This window comes from Streptomyces sp. NBC_00237 (assembly GCF_026342435.1).
Taxonomy (GTDB): Bacteria; Actinomycetota; Actinomycetes; order Streptomycetales; family Streptomycetaceae; genus Streptomyces.
This window is the reverse complement of the sequence record NZ_JAPEMT010000005.1, coordinates 100,464-116,875: the sequence shown is the minus strand read 5'-3', so window position 1 is coordinate 116,875 and position 16,412 is coordinate 100,464. Positions and strand designations below refer to the sequence as shown.

Here is a 16,412-nt window from a genome sequence, read left to right as displayed (position 1 = left end):
GCTCGTGAGCGGTTTCAATGCATGCCATATGTAGCGCATGGGGCCGTCCGCCAGTAGCAGGATGAGCACGACGGAGGGTGCGAATGTCAGCGCCCGGTCACTGCTTGGGCCAGGCGAGCTCAGGGCCCCTCGCGTAGCGCCCGCGCAGTTCCTGGGCGATCCGGCGGGAGGCAGGGGGGCGCGCCGGGCGCGGCCTTGGGGTGCCCCCTTTCCCACCACTGGTGTGAGTTTCCGGGAGCAGTTCCGACGACGGAGTCGCCGTGTCGTCGGCAGCTGCTTCCTCTTCTGGTCGCCCGCTCTGCGACGGGCCGGGAATTGTCGGCCCGTCGGGGGAGGACTCCTTACGCAGCTGCTCCTCCAGTTCATCGAGTCGGTCCAGCATCCGCATGTCCGGCTGCGGCAGCACCATCGTGGGGTGCTCCACGATGGTCGTCGCCTGGATCAGCGCACGCCGAGCACGGGCCGGACTCGTCCCCATCGCGCGCATGAGGTCGACACACTGCTGGGTCACCTCCTCCAGCACCGGCCGGTCCTCCGCGCGATATGCCAGCATCGGCGCGACGATCGGGGCGAGCTCGCCGGGCAGGCCGGACAGGTCCGGCTCGGATTCCACGTTGACGACCTGTGTAGCCACGGCCGCCCAGTGGGCACCGTCGTACGGGTAGTGGCCGGTCGCCGCGTACAGCAGCACCGTACCCAGTCCGTATACGTCGGCGGCCGACGTCACCTCCACCTGCCCCAGCGCCTGCTCGGGCGGCATGCAACGGACCGTGCCGATGAGTAGCCCGTCCTGACTGAGCGATCCCTTCGACGCACCGAGGAAGGCACCAAGGCCGAAATCGATGATCACGGGGCCGAAGTCCCCGAGCATGACGTTCTGAGCCTTCATATCGCGGTGCACAAGCCCGGCAACGTGCACAGCGTGCAGTCCCTCGGCCAGCAGGGCGCCGAGGCTCGCCACCAGCGGGGCGGCCAGTGAACCTTGATCCTTTACAACATCGGAAAGGGGGCGGCCGGGAACATAATCCATCGCCAACCACGGCTGCTCCGCAAACGGATCGGCGTCGATGAACCGGGCCACCCGCCCGGTCCCCGAGATCGTTCGCGCGATCGTCGCCTCGCGCTCAAAGCGGGCGCGCGTATGGGGGTCCGTGCGGTCAGGGCGGATCACCTTCACCGCGACAGGCTCACCCGCAGCCGAGTAAGCGAGGTAGACCTCCCCCATGCCGCCTGCTCCGAGCTTGCGCTCGACTGCGTACCGGCCGATCCTCGCGGGTACCGCGTCCATCGCTCACTGCCCCCAGTTTCGTTCCGATCAACGGACGCCTGACCACTACCGTCACAACTCTAACGAAGCGATCACCAGCCCGGATGGGACTTCCGCCCCCTACCGCAAAGGACAGACGGCCCTGGCATCGAAGCCACGGGCCGCGCCACGACCGGCGCTCGGTCAGCCCCACCCATCCAGCTTGCGCAGCAGATCAAGCAGTCCGTTGAGGAACACTATGTCGTCGTCGGTCACCGGGTCGGGGCTGAAGTGCATAAGTTCGTTGCGCAGTGCCGCGCAGCGCTCCAATGCCTTGGCGAACTGCTGCTGATCGACCGCCAGCCCGGCCTGTTTCCAGACTGTGTCGTCCCGAAAGAGGTAGGGGTAATTACCCAGCGTGAGGGATCGGGCGTCTTCCGCCGCGGCGGCCTTCTTCTTGCCCGAGACGTGTGCACGTATGCCGTCGAGCGAGACTCGCCGGTCGGTGATCCTGCGTAGCCGCTGCTCGACCTCTTCGATCAGCACGAAGGGGCTCACCCGGCTTCGGAACTCTGCCGCGATGTCCGCCGGTGTCACAAGCCCGCAGAGACGGTGGGCATCGTCGCGGACAAAGACGTAGCCGTGCTTCTCAAGCTGGGGCATGCAGTCCAGAAGGTGCTCGGTTGCCGCGACCTCGGGCGCGGGTGCCGTCGCATCCGCGAGCGTGGCTTCCGCATTACCCATCAGCGCTTGCCCAATGGATGCCCAGGTCACGGCTCCGAGCAAATGCTTCTGTTCGTCGACCACAGGCAGATAGTTGAGCTGCTTCAGAAGCATCAAGGTGGTCGCGCTGGACAACATGGCGGCTGGAGGCAGGGACAACGGTTCGACACTTGCGGAGGGGAGGTTACCCACCAGGTAGGAGACGGTCGCGAAGCCGTCGTCGTCCGTCTCGTCGGTGGTACCTGGGTGAGAGGAGGGCTCGGGTCCGGTCGCGCTTCCGTCCGTCGTACCGGTGACCCTGGCCGCCGCGCCGGACAAGTCGCCGTCCGTAGAAGAGGAGGGCCCACTGGCCGGTGCCTCGGCTGCGACATCGCCCGGCCCGGGGTCAGGGCGGCCTCCTCTGTTGAGTTCACCGCTGCCGCTTCGGGCGATCCTGGTGAGACGGCTCGGCCCCTCCCGGTCAGGCTCGGCACCGACGGCGAATATGGTGACGCGGCTGTCGAGCGTTCCCTCGGTGAACGGCGGCACGGACAGCAGGCCCGCCTCATCCAGGTCACGGCGGATCCTGGCCACGCTGTCGCTGTTACGGCGGGCCGCATTCCACAGCTCCAACAGCTTGCGCACAGTGAGCGTGACCGGCTCCCCGTCACCGCTCTCTCGATCACGAACCTGTTCCATCAACTGCCGGCGGCCTTCGATGGCCCAGCCCGGCTCACCGTCATCCGGCCGACCGGGGTCAGGCTCTCCGTTGACGATCAGCCCGATACGCCGGGCTGCGTCGAAGCGACGGAGCTCGAACACGGTCAACAACGAGCCGAGGGATTGCAGCAGATCGGGGCGGAAGGCTTCCCGCGGCACATCCTTGCGCGCCCACGCGACGGGCCGAATGTGCCGCAGCGCTTCCTCGTTGTCGGGCTGATAGGTGTATGCCCCGGCGACGTGCCCGATCGCGTACTGCCCGGTCATGCGCGGCAGAGCTATGAGGTCGCCGACAGTCATCTCGTGCCGGAACCGAAAGAGCTGGCCGGTCCAGTTCCTGCGGGTGTAGTCGTTCTCCTCAGGATAGGCATCGCGCACCATCCTCTGGATGTCCGCGCGTCCAGTACTCGCCGAGAGGTCAGGCATCTCCGACCAACCCGCGATCGCGAGCCCCTGCTCCAGGGCCTCCGGCTCACGTTCGCCCTGCCGCCCCGCCCTGACCACCCATGCACGCACGACTTCCCCATCCCCGATTTTGATGTTCGATCAGATACTCGCAAGCACGCTCACACATGGGCAAGTTCCCAACCGGGCGCGGCCCGCCGCCACCCGCCACCCCATGGACGCCAAGTGCAAGCTCTAGGCCGATCGAAAACCCACCTCCTCCGACCTCTTCCAGCCCTTCCTCTACGCCCACTCCTTGGCCACCGAACCGGACCCCCGCACCCCGCGCAGTGCACGATCCTCTCCCCCCCCCCCCCCCCCCGAATCCCCCCTCCCACGCCGTCGACATCCGCCCCGCCGCCCGCATCACCGCACTCGCCTTGAAGCTCCCCACGGTCCTCTGACACCTCGCCTCGACGGCCTCGGCTACCGCCCGGGCGTCGGCGTCCTCGGTGAGCGTGGCCCGCAGCAGGGCTTCCGCATCCGTCAGGTCCTTGCCGACTGCGCCGAGCCTGACGAGGGCCGTACGCCACGGGGCAGCCGCTCCTTCGCCTCCGCAGCCCGCTCACGCGCCACCGCAGCCTCCTCGCGAGCCTGGCCGCCTGCTCCCGCTACTCAACCTCGGACAGCTGCGCGGCCGCAGCATCCTTCTGCGACTGCACGAACGCCGCCAGGTCGTCGATCTTGTCGAAGCCGAGCTTCGCCAAGACGTCGTTCACCCCGGCCCGGCTGCCCTGCTGCTTCTCCCGCGCCACCAGCGACGCGACCTCGGCCTGAGTGAACGTGGGCTCCGACGCAGGTGGGTCGAGGGACGGGTCGCCCTCGACCGCACCGAGGATCGGGAAGATGGGTCGGCCGTCCTTGCGGTGACGGGGCACAGTGTGCGAATGGGGCAGCGGGCGAGACACAAAGTCCTCCAGACCACAGCACCCCGCGCCTATCCGAATCTATCCACTGGTTCGTGGATGCCGACCATCTCGCTCCCTCCGAGCCTCATGGCGACTCCCAGACTGTGAAGTTCACCTTCAAACGAGAACCGCCCACCGGGGCTGAGACGACCTCCATCAGCGCGACGCGTCCTTCGCTGGTTGCGATGCAGGCACGCTGCCCTGGAGTCACACCTTCCAGGAGGTCCGTCAGGTTTCGTTCTAGTGCTCGTTGGCAGTCCTTACCTGCCGCTGACGCTGAGGCGGGCAAGGGAGCCAGCACATCTTCGTACCTCGGCCCCGCCAATCGGAGATACTTCCACCTGGCCGCCCCGTTGCTCACGGCAAGGTCAGCCCCTTGGTCGTCTTGCAGGAGCATGGGCTCCCCTACGTCGAGCTCCACGTGGAAGCCGCTGTCTTGCTTGAAGTCAAAAGTCAATTCACGCGGGCCGAAAACCTTCTTCGAGGTCTCCCCCTCCGCGGTGCCCTGCTTCTCCTTGCCCCCGACGCCGTTCGCGGTCTCACCGGTCTTCGGCGGGGGATCGACACCGTCGGACCGAGCCGAAGTGCTGACGTAAAGGGTGACGACTAACCCCAGGACCGGGATGACGATGCCAACGAACCACCAGGCCCACCGTGGCTGACCTTGCCTGCCGCTCTGCGTCACTCTCATCCCCACTCCTGAGCGTTCTGAAGCTGTCGAGCGATCACCCTACGAGCGCCCGGCAGGCAGCCACCAGCGTTTCACGGAACAGATAATCGACAAGGCGTTGTGCCGCCTCGGGCTGCTGTTGATCAGATCCGAAATCGCGTCTGCGAAATGCTTGCTACCCGGGCCCGCCCCGACCTGCGCTGGTGCTGGTCGGGGCTCTCCCGTTGTCGCCCGCAGGCCAGTGCGAGCAGCGCCTCACGCGCGCACCTTGGAGGCATACCCGAGCACCCTCATGTCGTCGCACACCGCCCCCGTGGCACCGAAGGACGGCGCCTGACCGTGAACGAACGGATCATCGGCGTCGCCTACGACGACCGCGACCTGGCCGAGTTCCTGCGACAGGCCGGCTTGGACGGCGAGTATCTGTCCGACTCAGACTCACCGATGATCGAGTGGCGTGGTGGGAGTCCGCATGGTTACGACGCCGCATAAACCGCATATTTCTGGCTTGCTGGGCCAACCACTCCAGCCACCGCGGCAGGCCCGGCCCCAGCGCCCTCTTCAACATCCACGGTGGTACCGCAAGCAGGGCTACGAGGGTCAGCCACAGCCCTGCATACCAGGCCCATAAGACCAGTAGTGAGAGTCCCGCCACCACCACAGCCGGCAACACAACGATGAGCGCAGCATCCAGCAGATTGAGTGCCACATGGCGCTCCTTGCCGCGCCCACGGAACATCGCACTCAGCGTCGACCAAATGGTCAACATCACCAGCACTGAGACTGAGCACGTTGCCGCAATCGCTAGCCCGGCATCCCCCCACAGACGTGCCTGATCTATCGCCATAGAAGCAGCGTGCGACCTCTTCGAAGTCCGCACATGAGCTGCAATACTCAACTCTCGGCTCCCGGTCGATCCCGGTTCCGACCCTCATCGGCGGCCGTGCCCTCGACGTGCATGCCTTGAGCGCGTACCCCTCCCCCTGCACCGGCTCCTACCTGTCGGTGCCGTAATCCTTGGTGTCCTCCATACCGGTCTGCTCGCCCGGCTTGCGGATGAGAGGAACGGTCAGGACCCCCGGGTCCGCCTCGGCCAGCCCCAGGTACTCCCCGACCACAGCAGCGTCGCCGGTGGCGTCGGCCAGGCGGGCGACGGCGTCGAAGGCCCGCGACTGGATGCGCCCGATCTCCTCGGAGACGTCCTCGATCGGGTAGCCCGCGTCCATGAGCATCCGTACGGCGGTCTCCAGGGACATCACCCCCGCGTCGGGCCTTGATGACTTCCTCCAGGATCGCGGCCCGGTCGGTCGGCGTGTGCGGCCCGAACACGGTGTGGGCAGTCGGGGTTTCGCCCGCTGGCTTCGTCCACTTCAACCGACCACATCTGTCCGGCCTGGTGCAGCCGGTAGACCATGCGCAGCAGGAGCACGTACTTGTGCGTGCGAGCCGCATCGCGCCGATGAGCGCATCAAGGGGGCCGAGGGTGAGTTGAAGCGCGTAGCCGGACGGCAGGCGCGTGGCATCGAACGTGCCCGAACCTCCGGCATTGACTCGGGAGTTCACGGCGATCCGGTCGGTGCGGTTGCGCAGCTCTTGCAGTTGCGGGGCGGTGTTGAGGGCGTCCATACGTCCGCCGTCGGCGAGCTGGAACACCGAGCCCAGAACCACCTGCGCTTCTCGGACAGGTCTCTTCGGTGGGGGCGATGATGACGCGCCCGTCTTGGTACTTCCGCAGGTACGACAACGGGCCCCAGCGTGCTGCGCGTTGGGACTTGCCGTGACGAGGCGGCATGGTCAGCATGACCCGGTCGAGATGGCCCTCCGCCATGCCGATCCACGCCTGGTCGACGAGGTCAAGGTGCGGGGCCTGCCACGCTTTCAAGTTGGTGACGACCGCGGCGAGGGTGCCGGGCGAGCGATCCATGGCGAGGTGCTTCTCCGCCCCCAGCAGCAGCGCCCATGGCTGCGGGGTGGCCCGGGCGGCGAGCGTGCGCCGCTGCCCACCTTCCAGACTGCGGTACCGGGCGATTAAGTGGAGGGTGCGGTCACTGCTCACCGTGAACCGCCCTCTCCGTGGCGGTGACCATCGCGTCCAGCTCGTCGAGGGCGACAGGCTCCCCCGGAGGAGGGCGCCACCGTCGGCCCAGGTCACCTCCGTACGGGCAGACCGGTCGAAGCCGAGGAGACGGGCGCGGCGCTCCATGATGCGCAACGCGCGGACGATCGCCGGGAGTTGTCCGCCCCGAACGGCCTCCTTGTACGCGACGAAGAACAACTGGTCCAGGTGTTCAGCTTCCACTATGCGGAGTTCGTTAACCTCGTCATCGAGGGCGGCCCGGCGCTCCTTGAGGGCTTCGCGGACGTCCTTGCACGTTGAGCGGACCAGCGCGTCGTCTGCCGGCGGCTCCCGCCCCTTGGCGTACCGGTCGACTCCGTATCCCTGCGGGTACGCGATCCGGTCACCGTTGATGGCGAGGTCGACGGCGAGCTTGCGGGCGACGGTGAGCCGGTCGACCCGGGCCAGGCGCAGGTCGATCGCGTCGGCAAGGCGCTTGGTGATCGCTGCGCGCGCAGCCTTGGTAGGGCGAGCCACGGAACTCCTCCGTCAGGTAAACCCGCACCCACTCCCATGATCACATCACCCAACTGAGACGAAACAGGCACGCCGTGCGAGATGTTCGGCTACTGTCAGCCGCGTTGGTCATAGCGACCCAACACGTCGTGGCCGTCCGCAAGGGCGGCAGTGGCTGGGCTCCAATTTGGGAGCCCCCTGTACCTGGACCGGCCAGCGCCAACTCAGGTTATGGGGAACCACTTCGCAGTGGCTCTGCGGCACGACCACACGCATGCAGGGAACAGCCCGGCGGAGCATTCCGACCGGAAGCGGTACCTGAGTCGCTGCGCTGGCGCGATCTCAGCTTTGCCCCATTCATTGGGTCAGGCTGAGCTTGCGCTTCGTCTGACCCGTCATCGAAAGACGGAGGCACAGTGGAAGCGACACCCGTCCTGTGGATTCTCGCTGCGGGCACCGTGGCAGCGGTTTTCTTGACTCAGATACGGCAGATCCTGGACCAGATTCCCGAGGTGATGGACGCCTGGCGTCGGGCCATCGACTCGCTTCGTCGGCGCAGGCCCGACGAAGCCGACCCGGCGGACGACGACAACGACGAGACTCGAGCGTCCGTTAGCTGAAGCCAGCGCCGTGGTGTCGCTCGCTGCGGACGGAGCGGCGCCACGACGGTCGCTGTGCGCACGACCTTGATGGGGCGAGCCACGGGCATCCTCCGTCAGGCACACCCCCCGCACCCGGGGCCATGATCGCACCTCACTATCCGATGAAGGCCTGTGCGAAAGTCCCGTCGGATCGGGACTTTCGCAACGATGCGCCACCGCGTCGACCTTGAGTTCTATCGGTGGTTGCGAATGTTCCGGAAGGAGAGTGTTCGCATGCCGAGGTACGCCCCCAACAAAGTGCCGACTGCTGTGAAGAAGAGGTACTTCGAGCTGCTGCACGAGGGGTACCGAGGTGCGGCTGCCGCCCGCCAGGTCGGGGTGTCCACGAGCTGCGGCTCGTTGTGGTTCATCGATGCTGCAAGCATGATCGTTCCTGACGGCGGCCCGATATCGCCGCGCTTCCTCACCCAAGACGACCGCATCGCGATCGCCGACGGCCTACACGCCGACCAGAGCGTGAAGCGGATCGCTTCCTTGATCGGGAAGAGCTTCCAGAGTGTCTACCGGGAGATCAAGCGCAACAGCAAGCCTGATGGCCGCTACAACCCCTGTTGGGCCCACAACCAGGTACTCCTGCGTCGCAGGCGCCCCAAGGAAGAGAAGATCCGGGCCGGCGAGCCGCTGCGAAGGTTCGTACCCGAGAAGCTCACCGAGAAGTGGTCACCTCAGCAGATCTCGCGCCATCTGACCCGCGAACACGCCCCCGACTCAGCAATGCGGGCATGCCCGGAGACGATCTACCGGGCCCTGTTCGCCGGCCTCCTCGGCCGTCGCGTCGCCAAGCTCCGTACCGGCCGAACCCGACGCAAGAGGCAGCGTCGCGGCGTGCCGACCCTGAACAAGATCAAGAATATGACGCTGATCCACCAGCGTCCCGTCGAGGTCAACGACCGCAGAACTCCCGGGCATTGGGAAAGCGACCTGATCATCGGCCGCGGACAGGGCTCCGCGATCGGCACCCTGGTCGAACGCACCACCCGCTACGTCCATCTGATCCACTTGCCCGCCGGTTGGAAGGCCCCGCCAGTCCGCAACGCGCTGATCACACAGACCGCGCACATCCCACCCCAGATGAAGCGGACCCTCACCTGGGACCAGGGGCGCGAACTCACACTCCACGAGGACATCGAGGCACTCACCGGCTTCCGGATCTACTTCTGCGACCCTCACTCGCCCTGGCAGCGCGGCACCAACGAGAACATGAATGGCCTGCTGCGGCAGTACTTTCCCAAGGGCACCGACCTCTCCGTCCACACCGCACAAGACCTGCGCGCCGTCGCCCATCAGCTCAACCGCCGACCTCGCATCGTGCTCGGAGACAAGACCCCGGTCGAGGCCATGCAAGAATGCCTTGCAGGCCCATTGACCAGGTGATTCGCAACCATTGATGGAATCCGCCATCCCGAGCTCTACCGGTTCGTCCAGGACGCCACTCCCTCAAGGCCCTGGATTGACCGGCCTGCCGGGGCGTTCGAACGAACAGGTTGGCGCATCCGAGCCGCCTACGTTGCGGCAGAGGTCGCCTTTGAGGTCGAGTACGTGGTGTGCCCGCAATGCGCCATCGGCTGGGTGGAGTCGCCGTACTGCTATCCGGGGTACGAACGCCATGGTCTCGCTTCAGCCGCGCTCCGCAGCGACTACCCCGGGCTGGAGTGGTACACGGGCGGCGGGCACTTTCGTGAATCCGTGCCCTTCTGGACCAAAGTCGGCACCGGTGTCCCCGGCGGCTACGCCCAGCGAGATCGATGCCTGCACATAGAACCGCGACAGGTGCGGTGATCAAGCCGGTCGATGGGACGAGTGCCACGTGCGTCGCAGCCCAGACCGCAACACTCTCTGAGCGCCTTGTGCTGCGTGCACCTCGCCTCTCTCTTCCGCGCGGGTGTGGGAGCCTTCCAGGAGCATGGAATCAGCCGGACTACCGGCCACGTTCAGCTCGATGAACCACAGCACTGAGGGGACACGCATGCACGAGGAACAGGAACTGATCCGCAAGATCCTGACGGAGTCCGGGAACACCTGGGCCGTCGTGGGTCTTTCGTCGAACCAGGAGCGCGCCGCGTACGGGGTCGCCCGGGTCCTTCAGCAGTTCGGCAAGCGCGTCGTCCCCGTCCATCCCAAGGCGGAGACCGTGCACGGCGAGCAGGGGTACGCGTCCCTCGATGCCATCCCGTTCGAAGTCGATGTAGTCGACGTGTTCGTCAACAGCGACCTCGCCGGAGCAGTCGCCGACGAAGCCGTCGCCATCGGCGCGAAGGCCGTTTGGTTCCAGCTCGGCGTCGTCGACGATTCCGCCTACGAACGCACCCGCGCCGCCGGCCTCGACATGGTCATGAACCGCTGCCCCGCCATTGAGATCCCTCGCCTCTGACCGTCACCACTCCCCCACCGCTCATGCAGCCCATTCCATACGAAACGGAATGGCACCCAGCGACACCGTCCCCGTCGACGTCGTGGACGTCTTCGTGAACAGCGACCTGGCGGGCCCGGTCGCCGACGAGGCCGTCGCGGTCGGCGCGAAGGCGGTCTGGTTCCAGCTCGGGGTGGTCGACGAGGCGGCCTGCGCCCGGACCCGGGAAGCGGGCCTCGACATGGTCATGAACCGCTGCCCGGCGATCGAGATTCCCCGCCTCTGACCGTCGCGTCGGGACCCGGCCGCGTACCGGCTACCGGCTACCGGCTACCGGCTACCGGCTACCGGCTACCGGCTACCGGCTACCGGCTACCGCGTGAGGGTGAGGGTGAAGTCCTCGTTGTCCTGGCCGACGTGGAGGGAGCGGAAGCCGCGCCGCTGGCCGGGCCGCTCCGGCCACCTGCACATGTTGAACGCCGCGTTCGGAAGCGGAACGGCGTACGTCCCGGCCCAGAACACACCGCCGCCCGCGGTTTCGGCGTAGTAGAGCCACTGCGGGGAGTACTCGTTCACGTCGTTCGCGTAGACCAGCGCGCTGCCGCCGGGGTCGATGCCCCACCAGCCCATGAGGTGCGGGCCCGTGCCGTGGGGGCAGGAGTTGTCGGAGAAGCCGATCGCGACGTACACGCGCGCGGAGTACTGGTTGCGGATCGTCAGGCCCACGGTCCTCACCCCTCCGACTGCGGGTCCAGGGTGCCCACGACACCCGGCGCGTGCGACGCCGTGCCGTGCGAGCGCCCCGTGTGTCCGGATGCGGGAGCGGCGGCGGCGCGGGGGGCCGGTTCGTCGCCCAGCGCCCCGCGCGGGTCGGCTTCGGGCTCCGGCGGGTCCTGCGGTCCGGCGGGGCCGGGCGGGCGTTCGGGGTCCTGGTGTGCCATCGGGCTGCTCCTTGGCGCGACGGATTCCGGCTGACGCCGAGCATGGCACGCGGCCCGGTCCGGCGCGTTGACGGAGGGGCTGGAGCGGGGTGGGGGCCTCCGGGGGCGAGTGAGGGGAATGTGTGGTGGCGCGGGCCGTACCCGGGGCTTCCTGCGGCGGGCACGGCTGGCCATGATGGAGAGACCTCGGGCCTGCTCTTGGGGGACCTCATGGCTGGACGCATCACGTGGCGCAGAGGCTGGGGAGTGCTGACTCCGGGAGTGCTCGCCACGGCCCTGGTACTCACGGGCTGCGGCGGCGGAGGAGACGGCGTCCCGCCGCCCCGGGCGAGCGAAGGCGCGGACGGCGGAGAGTGGAGCGCGGGCCCCGGCTCCGGCGGACCGACCTGGAACCCCTCCGAAGACGCCGGGAACGGCGAGGGGAACGGCGGGAGCGACGCCGGGCACGGTGGCAACGGCGGAAGCGACACCGGGAACGGGGGCAACGGCAACGGCGGGAACGGCGGCGGTCGGAAGAAAACCGAGCTCGGCTGGTTGCCCGTGGGGCCCCAAGTACCCAATACCGACACCGCCATCAACACCCCTGCCGACGCGTACGACCAATTGCAGGACCTCCGCTGCGCCGACACACGCGAGACCGTCAACCGGTACGGCGACGGCAGCAAGTCGTGGAACCTCGTCTCCGGTCTGGTGTACGCGTGCCTGGCGTCGAAGGGGGACACCGCGTTGTGGGCGGAGGCAGGACGTCTGTACGACTCCCTGGGCGGACCCGGGTTCGCCCAGGGCGACTGCCGCGAGTCGGCGGCGTACCGGACGCTGAACCAGGCGATCGGCTGGGTCCGGCAGAACCCCCGGGGGACGGTCACCTTCCGCCCGAGCCGCGGGGGCACCACCGCATGCCGTTCGGGGATCACGGAGGTGGACCCGGGCCCCGAAGCCACGTTGTCGCCCGGCGACTCCTTCAGCGTGTCCGGCACCTGGCCCGATGAGATCACCCGCGCGACCCTGAGGATCGGCGGAAGCACGGTGCTGGAGCTGACACGGGAATTCAGCGGATGCTGCCACGGCGCAGGGGCCGTATTCAGGCTGCCGGAGAGTTTCGCAGGGGCCGGACAGGCGGACCTGACCCTGATCTACGCGGGCGGCACGTTGACCAAACCCGGCGTGTTCAGGGTCGAAGGAACACAGCAACCGTCCCCGGTCCCACCTGCTCCGAGCCCCGCCCCCTCCGCTTCCCCTTCTCCCACCGAGTCATCCTCTCCCTCCGAGTCATCGTGACGGACCCCGATCCGGAACCACCCCCACCGCCCGCCCCCGGGACTCGCCCCACACCAGCCCCGGTCCCGCATCCCCGTCCGGGCCCCAACCCTGCCCCCGCCCCGGACCCCAGCCCCGTACCAACCCCAACCCCAACCCCGACCCCAGCCCCGGGCCCGGACTCCGACCCTGAGCCGCCCGGTGCCCCCGCCCCCCGGGCCGGTCTCACCGAGCTCGTCGGGACCATCGGTTCGCTCGTCTCCCTCTTCACCGCCGTGCTCTTCTACTTCGGCTGGTCGAGCACCGATGCCGAGGCCAAGGCCCTCGGGCTGCGGGACACGGTGTTCCACTTCTCCACCCGCGACTACCTGCTCCGCAGCGTCGACGCCCTCTACCTTCCCGTGCTGCTCGGCACGGCTGCCGCGTTCGCCGCCCTCACCGTGCACCGTCGCGTACAGCGTGAACCCGGCGCGGTCGCACGGCCGTTGCGGTGGCTGCGGCACGCCTGGACGCTGCCGATCCTCCCGCTCGCGCTCAGGCCCCTCCACCCCGCGCTCTTCGAGCTGCTGGTGGCGCTCCTGACGATCATCGGCTTCCTCCTCACCAGTTACGCCCGCACCCGCGACAGCCGCGACCCCCGCTTGGTGGCCCTGTGCCTGCTGGTCGCCGTCCTCGCCCTGTTCTGGGCGGTGTACTCCTACGCGGGCATCGTCGGCCGTGGCCGGGCGGCGCTGACCGCACGGACGGTGGAGACGCAGTTCCCCGCCGTCGCCGTGTTCAGCAGCACCGACCTGCTCATCCACGGCCGAGGCAGCTGCCGTTTCACGATCGCCGACAAGGCGAGCGCCTTCCGCTACCGGTACGCGGGGCTGCGGCTCTTCCACGTGTCCGGCGACCGGATCTTCCTCGTCTCCCGGGGGTGGCGCCCCACCGGCGGCACGATGTTCGTCGTGCAGGAGAGCGAGAAACTGCGCGTCGAGTACGTCAGCGGACAGCGCGCACGCTCCACGGAGTGCCCCAACACTCCCCCTGGTACGGGATCCCGTACGGGAGCGACTCAGCGGACGGGCGGGCAGGGGCGGCCGTGCGCGGCCGCCCTCGCCTCGAAGCCCGGCGGCAGCCAGCCGTGCGAGAGCAGCCGGGGGTGCGCCGGGAAGGCGGCGTGCGCGGCGAGTACGAAGATCAGCGACGCCCAGAAGCTGTGAAGCCTGACCGTGGTGTAACCCCGGCCGTTGATGTCGTGGAAGGCGCACTCGAAGGTGTCGGGGGCGGCCAGGTCCATGGTCGCGAGCCCCGACCAGCCGAGGTCGAGCCAGGTCTCGGGGTGGGAGTAGATGGCCCGCCGGTCGGTGATGGTGAGCTCGCCCTGACCGTTCTCCATCACCCAGCGGGGCTGGGCGGCGGCCATCGCCTGGTTCCTGCGGGAGGCGTTCCCCATGGCGTTGACGGCGAGCGCGCCGACCACGAACCCGGTGGAGCCCATCGCCATGGTGCTGGTCTGGGTGTACGAGCCGTCGCCGAGCGGACGCCAGGTGGACCGGACGGCGGGGCCCGCGGCGAGGGAGAGTTCGCCCTGACCGAGGCGGGTGGTGGTGGGCAGCGGCGGCCGGTTGGGGAGCAGGCCGCGGGTCAGGTCGTGGACGACGCCGCAGGTGTAGAGCAGGTGGTCGTCCAGCGGCCCCCAGGGCGGCTGGCCCTGGCCCTGCTGGCCCCGGCCCTGCGGCGGCTGCCCCTGGCCGTGCGCCTGCACCGGCAACGTGTGGTCGTTCATGTGGTCCCCCGGTTCCGCGTGCCCGTACCGTCTTTCGACGCACGACATCGTAGGACGCCGCCGCCCGGTGCGCAGCACACCGCTCAGCGCGCGGGCGGAACGGAGCGTGCGGGCGGCACCGAGACCGCCATCGTCATCTCCATGGGGTCGGGGCCTTCGTTGCGGTACGTGTGCGTGACGTCGCCCTCGAACGTCACCGAGGTGCCCGCGGGCACCCGGAAGACCGTGCCGTCCACCACCAGGGTCAGCTCCCCGTGCGTCACGCGCAGGAGTTCGGTGGTGCCCGGGGGGTGCGGGTCGGAGGTGCGGGAGTCGCCGGGCATCAGGAGCCAGGACCAGAGTTCGAGGGGCCCCCGGTTCTCGGTGCCGACGTGGAGGGTGGCGTGCCCGCCGCCCCGGGTGGACCACATCCGTACGGCCTGCTCGGGCGTCACCAGGCGGACCCGGGTGGTCTGTTCCTCGTCGAGCAGCGTGGTGATGCTGATGCCGAGGGCGTCGGCGAGTTTGACGGTGGTGCCGACGCTGGGGTTGGTGCGGGCCTGCTCGATCTGGATGATCATGCCTCGGCTGACGCCGGAGCGGGTGGCCAGCGCGTCGAGCGTGAAGCCCCGTTCGCCGCGCCACCTCTTGAGGTTGCGGGCGAGCGACTGCGTGAGCTGGTCGAGGTCCGACACGTACCGTTCCGTCCCAGAGGTGCCAGGAGTGCCAGGGGTGGCAGAAGTGGCAGAAGTAACCAGGCCGTGCAAGGCGTTGAACGGCTGGTTCACTTTACTGGAACGCCCGTGCGGGCCCGAAGGGGCTTCAGGAAGCCTCCCGCTCCTCCAACTCGGCCAGCGCCACGAGCTGTTCCGGCGTGATGTCCTTCGGTATCGGCACCGGCGCGGGGGTCCGCAACGGCGGCTGCCAGCCCTTCTCCTCGTCCCACGTCCGTACGATCCGGGCGGGCGCGCCCGCCACCACGGCGTGGTCGGGGACCTCGCCCCGGACGACCGCCCCGGCCGCGACGACCACGTTCCGGCCGAGTTTCGCACCGGGCAGGATCACCGCGTTGGTGCCGATCCAGCAGCCTGGCCCGATAGAGACGGGTTCCATGCGGGGCCACTGCTTGCCGATGGGCGTCTCGGGGTCGTCGTAACTGTGGTTCGTGGTCGTGACGTACACGTGGGGGCCGAAGTAGACGTCGTCCGCGATGGTCACGGTGGTGTCGGCGATGATGTGGCTGCCCCGGCCCAGGACGACGCCGTTGCCCAGGGTGAGGATCGGGTCGGGACCCAGGTCCAGGCCGGGCATCATTCCGGCGGTGAGGGTGACGTGCTCGCCGATGATGCAGTAGTCGCCCAGGTGCATCCAGGGTTCGCCGAAGACGGTGCCCTGCGGAAAGGCGAGCTTGCTGCCGTGCCCGAGGGAACCGAAGCGCAGCCGTCCGGGGCGCTTCGCGCTCACCGCTCCGGCCTGCTGGATCATGCGCCAGCCGGTGTGCACGGCCAGGGTCGTGGCGCGCCGCCGCCAGCCTCCCGCGGCGGCGAGGGCCTCGGTCACAGGCACCGGCAGGGCGGGAAAGGAGAACGTGTTTCTCTTCTTCGGCACCCGCACACGGTAGTCCGCGCGACGCGGGGGCGCTCAGTGGGGCCGCCTGTGATCTTCACCCCACCCCCGGGTGGACGCCGGAGGGCCGTACGGAGCACGGCGGAGGGCCGTACGGAGCACTGGGACGATGCTCCGTACGACCCTCTTCGCTACCGGTACTACGGGGATGTCACCCGCGTCAGAGCAGAACGCCCAGACCCAGGCCGACGCCTACGCCGACGCCGACACCGTGGTGGTGGCCCCACGGGCCCCACGGGCCGTCGTCGCAGTAGAGGTGTCCGTGGTGCCGCCAGCAACGGTCGGCCGCCACAGTCGATTTGGCCGTCTGGTCCACCGTGCTCGCCGCAGCCGTGCCTGCGAGGGGTGCGATCGCGATGACGGCCAGGGCCGAAGCCGCCACCGCTCGTCCGATTATGGCGCGCATACTGGTCTCCTAAGTGAGGAGGAATGGGACGCACTTAGGCATACCGTGCGTCATCCGTCCTACTACGGGGCCGGTCGGGTTACGCCCGTTCGGAGCCGTAGTGCGGCCGTTCGGCCCAGTGCGGGTTGCGCGGAGGCACCTGAACGTGCGTCAGGCCA

General features: G+C 68.4%; 18 protein-coding genes. 7 read left to right on the top strand and 11 right to left on the bottom strand.

What is annotated here, in order from left to right; translation table 11 throughout:
* Positions 1 to 97: 97 nt before the first annotated feature.
* From OG897_RS36405 to OG897_RS36390, 4 genes are all read right to left on the bottom strand, one after another.
* Positions 98 to 1,288, bottom strand: a complete 1,191-nt coding sequence (locus tag OG897_RS36405; protein ID WP_266663959.1) for a serine/threonine-protein kinase — start codon at positions 1,286 to 1,288, stop codon at positions 98 to 100.
* A 162-nt stretch (positions 1,289 to 1,450) separates the two neighbouring features.
* A complete protein-coding gene (locus OG897_RS36400; RefSeq protein WP_266663957.1) occupies positions 1,451 to 3,184 on the bottom strand; it encodes a CBS domain-containing protein in 1,734 nt (577 codons plus the stop codon).
* A gap of 539 nt (positions 3,185 to 3,723) precedes the next feature.
* A complete protein-coding gene (locus OG897_RS36395; RefSeq protein WP_266663955.1) occupies positions 3,724 to 3,990 on the bottom strand; it encodes a hypothetical protein in 267 nt (88 codons plus the stop codon).
* Positions 3,991 to 4,105: 115 nt separating this feature from the next.
* Complete coding sequence (locus OG897_RS36390) at positions 4,106 to 4,711, bottom strand: hypothetical protein (RefSeq protein ID WP_266663954.1); 606 nt, start codon at positions 4,709 to 4,711, stop codon at positions 4,106 to 4,108.
* 318 nt (positions 4,712 to 5,029) lie between these two features.
* Between OG897_RS36390 and OG897_RS36385 the strand changes: the two genes are divergently transcribed.
* The gene (locus OG897_RS36385; protein WP_323188154.1) at positions 5,030 to 5,182 is read left to right on the top strand and encodes a hypothetical protein; all 153 of its coding nucleotides are present in this window, start codon (positions 5,030 to 5,032) and stop codon (positions 5,180 to 5,182) included.
* Positions 5,183 to 5,685: 503 nt separating this feature from the next.
* Here the strand turns inward: OG897_RS36385 and OG897_RS36380 are convergent.
* Together OG897_RS36380 and OG897_RS36375 are read right to left on the bottom strand one after the other, a co-directional pair.
* Complete coding sequence (locus tag OG897_RS36380) at positions 5,686 to 5,946, bottom strand: hypothetical protein (protein ID WP_266663952.1); 261 nt, start codon at positions 5,944 to 5,946, stop codon at positions 5,686 to 5,688.
* 212 nt (positions 5,947 to 6,158) lie between these two features.
* Positions 6,159 to 7,283 carry a hypothetical protein gene (locus OG897_RS36375; protein ID WP_266663950.1) on the bottom strand — a complete coding sequence of 375 codons (1,125 nt, stop codon included), beginning with the start codon at positions 7,281 to 7,283 and terminating at the stop codon, positions 6,159 to 6,161.
* A gap of 452 nt (positions 7,284 to 7,735) precedes the next feature.
* On the opposite strand from OG897_RS36375, the gene OG897_RS36370 reads away from it, so the two are divergent.
* The 4 genes from OG897_RS36370 to OG897_RS36355 all read left to right on the top strand — a co-directional run bounded on the left by OG897_RS36370 (position 7,736) and on the right by OG897_RS36355 (position 10,560).
* On the top strand, positions 7,736 to 7,882 hold the full coding sequence (locus OG897_RS36370) for a hypothetical protein (protein WP_266663948.1): 147 nt from the start codon (positions 7,736 to 7,738) through the stop codon (positions 7,880 to 7,882).
* A gap of 189 nt (positions 7,883 to 8,071) precedes the next feature.
* Complete coding sequence (locus OG897_RS36365) at positions 8,072 to 9,298, top strand: IS30 family transposase (RefSeq protein ID WP_266663946.1); 1,227 nt, start codon at positions 8,072 to 8,074, stop codon at positions 9,296 to 9,298.
* 592 nt (positions 9,299 to 9,890) lie between these two features.
* Positions 9,891 to 10,295: a CoA-binding protein gene (locus tag OG897_RS36360; protein WP_266663944.1), complete on the top strand. Its 405-nt coding sequence runs from the start codon at positions 9,891 to 9,893 to the stop codon at positions 10,293 to 10,295.
* A gap of 49 nt (positions 10,296 to 10,344) precedes the next feature.
* Positions 10,345 to 10,560 carry a CoA-binding protein gene (locus tag OG897_RS36355; protein WP_266663942.1) on the top strand — a complete coding sequence of 72 codons (216 nt, stop codon included), beginning with the start codon at positions 10,345 to 10,347 and terminating at the stop codon, positions 10,558 to 10,560.
* A gap of 86 nt (positions 10,561 to 10,646) precedes the next feature.
* Here OG897_RS36355 and OG897_RS36350 read toward each other — a convergent pair whose 3' ends face one another.
* Both OG897_RS36350 and OG897_RS36345 read right to left on the bottom strand, forming a co-directional pair.
* A complete protein-coding gene (locus tag OG897_RS36350; protein ID WP_266663940.1) occupies positions 10,647 to 11,000 on the bottom strand; it encodes a DUF1036 domain-containing protein in 354 nt (117 codons plus the stop codon).
* Between the two features lie 5 nt (positions 11,001 to 11,005).
* Positions 11,006 to 11,215, bottom strand: a complete 210-nt coding sequence (locus OG897_RS36345) for a hypothetical protein (protein WP_266663939.1) — start codon at positions 11,213 to 11,215, stop codon at positions 11,006 to 11,008.
* 210 nt (positions 11,216 to 11,425) lie between these two features.
* Here OG897_RS36345 and OG897_RS36340 point away from each other — a divergent pair, with 210 nt between their 5' ends.
* Positions 11,426 to 12,493, top strand: a complete 1,068-nt coding sequence (locus tag OG897_RS36340; RefSeq protein WP_266663937.1) for a hypothetical protein — start codon at positions 11,426 to 11,428, stop codon at positions 12,491 to 12,493.
* A gap of 254 nt (positions 12,494 to 12,747) precedes the next feature.
* Positions 12,748 to 13,677: a hypothetical protein gene (locus OG897_RS36335; protein WP_266663935.1), complete on the top strand. Its 930-nt coding sequence runs from the start codon at positions 12,748 to 12,750 to the stop codon at positions 13,675 to 13,677.
* Between the two features lie 649 nt (positions 13,678 to 14,326).
* On the opposite strand, the gene OG897_RS36330 is transcribed toward OG897_RS36335, so the two are convergent.
* From OG897_RS36330 to OG897_RS36320, 3 genes are all read right to left on the bottom strand, one after another.
* Positions 14,327 to 14,917: an XRE family transcriptional regulator gene (locus tag OG897_RS36330; RefSeq protein WP_266663933.1), complete on the bottom strand. Its 591-nt coding sequence runs from the start codon at positions 14,915 to 14,917 to the stop codon at positions 14,327 to 14,329.
* Positions 14,918 to 15,044: 127 nt separating this feature from the next.
* Entirely contained in the window at positions 15,045 to 15,794 is a 750-nt protein-coding gene (locus tag OG897_RS36325; protein WP_266664580.1) for an acyltransferase, read from the bottom strand.
* 214 nt (positions 15,795 to 16,008) lie between these two features.
* Positions 16,009 to 16,254 carry a hypothetical protein gene (locus OG897_RS36320; RefSeq protein WP_266663931.1) on the bottom strand — a complete coding sequence of 82 codons (246 nt, stop codon included), beginning with the start codon at positions 16,252 to 16,254 and terminating at the stop codon, positions 16,009 to 16,011.
* Positions 16,255 to 16,412: the final 158 nt, after the last annotated feature.

Bases quoted from the DNA above. Each gene is read 5' to 3' on its own strand.
- OG897_RS36365 (WP_266663946.1), top strand. From the start codon at position 8,072: ATGCGCCACCGCGTCGACCTTGAGTTCTATCGGTGGTTGCGAATGTTC.
- OG897_RS36380 (WP_266663952.1), bottom strand. From the start codon at position 5,946: ATGTCCCTGGAGACCGCCGTACGGATGCTCATGGACGCGGGCTACCCG.
- OG897_RS36360 (WP_266663944.1), top strand. From the start codon at position 9,891: ATGCACGAGGAACAGGAACTGATCCGCAAGATCCTGACGGAGTCCGGG.
- OG897_RS36355 (WP_266663942.1), top strand. From the start codon at position 10,345: ATGGCACCCAGCGACACCGTCCCCGTCGACGTCGTGGACGTCTTCGTG.
- OG897_RS36345 (WP_266663939.1), bottom strand. From the start codon at position 11,215: ATGGCACACCAGGACCCCGAACGCCCGCCCGGCCCCGCCGGACCGCAG.
- OG897_RS36320 (WP_266663931.1), bottom strand. From the start codon at position 16,254: ATGCGCGCCATAATCGGACGAGCGGTGGCGGCTTCGGCCCTGGCCGTC.
- OG897_RS36390 (WP_266663954.1), bottom strand. From the start codon at position 4,711: ATGAGAGTGACGCAGAGCGGCAGGCAAGGTCAGCCACGGTGGGCCTGG.
- OG897_RS36340 (WP_266663937.1), top strand. From the start codon at position 11,426: ATGGCTGGACGCATCACGTGGCGCAGAGGCTGGGGAGTGCTGACTCCG.
- OG897_RS36405 (WP_266663959.1), bottom strand. From the start codon at position 1,288: ATGGACGCGGTACCCGCGAGGATCGGCCGGTACGCAGTCGAGCGCAAG.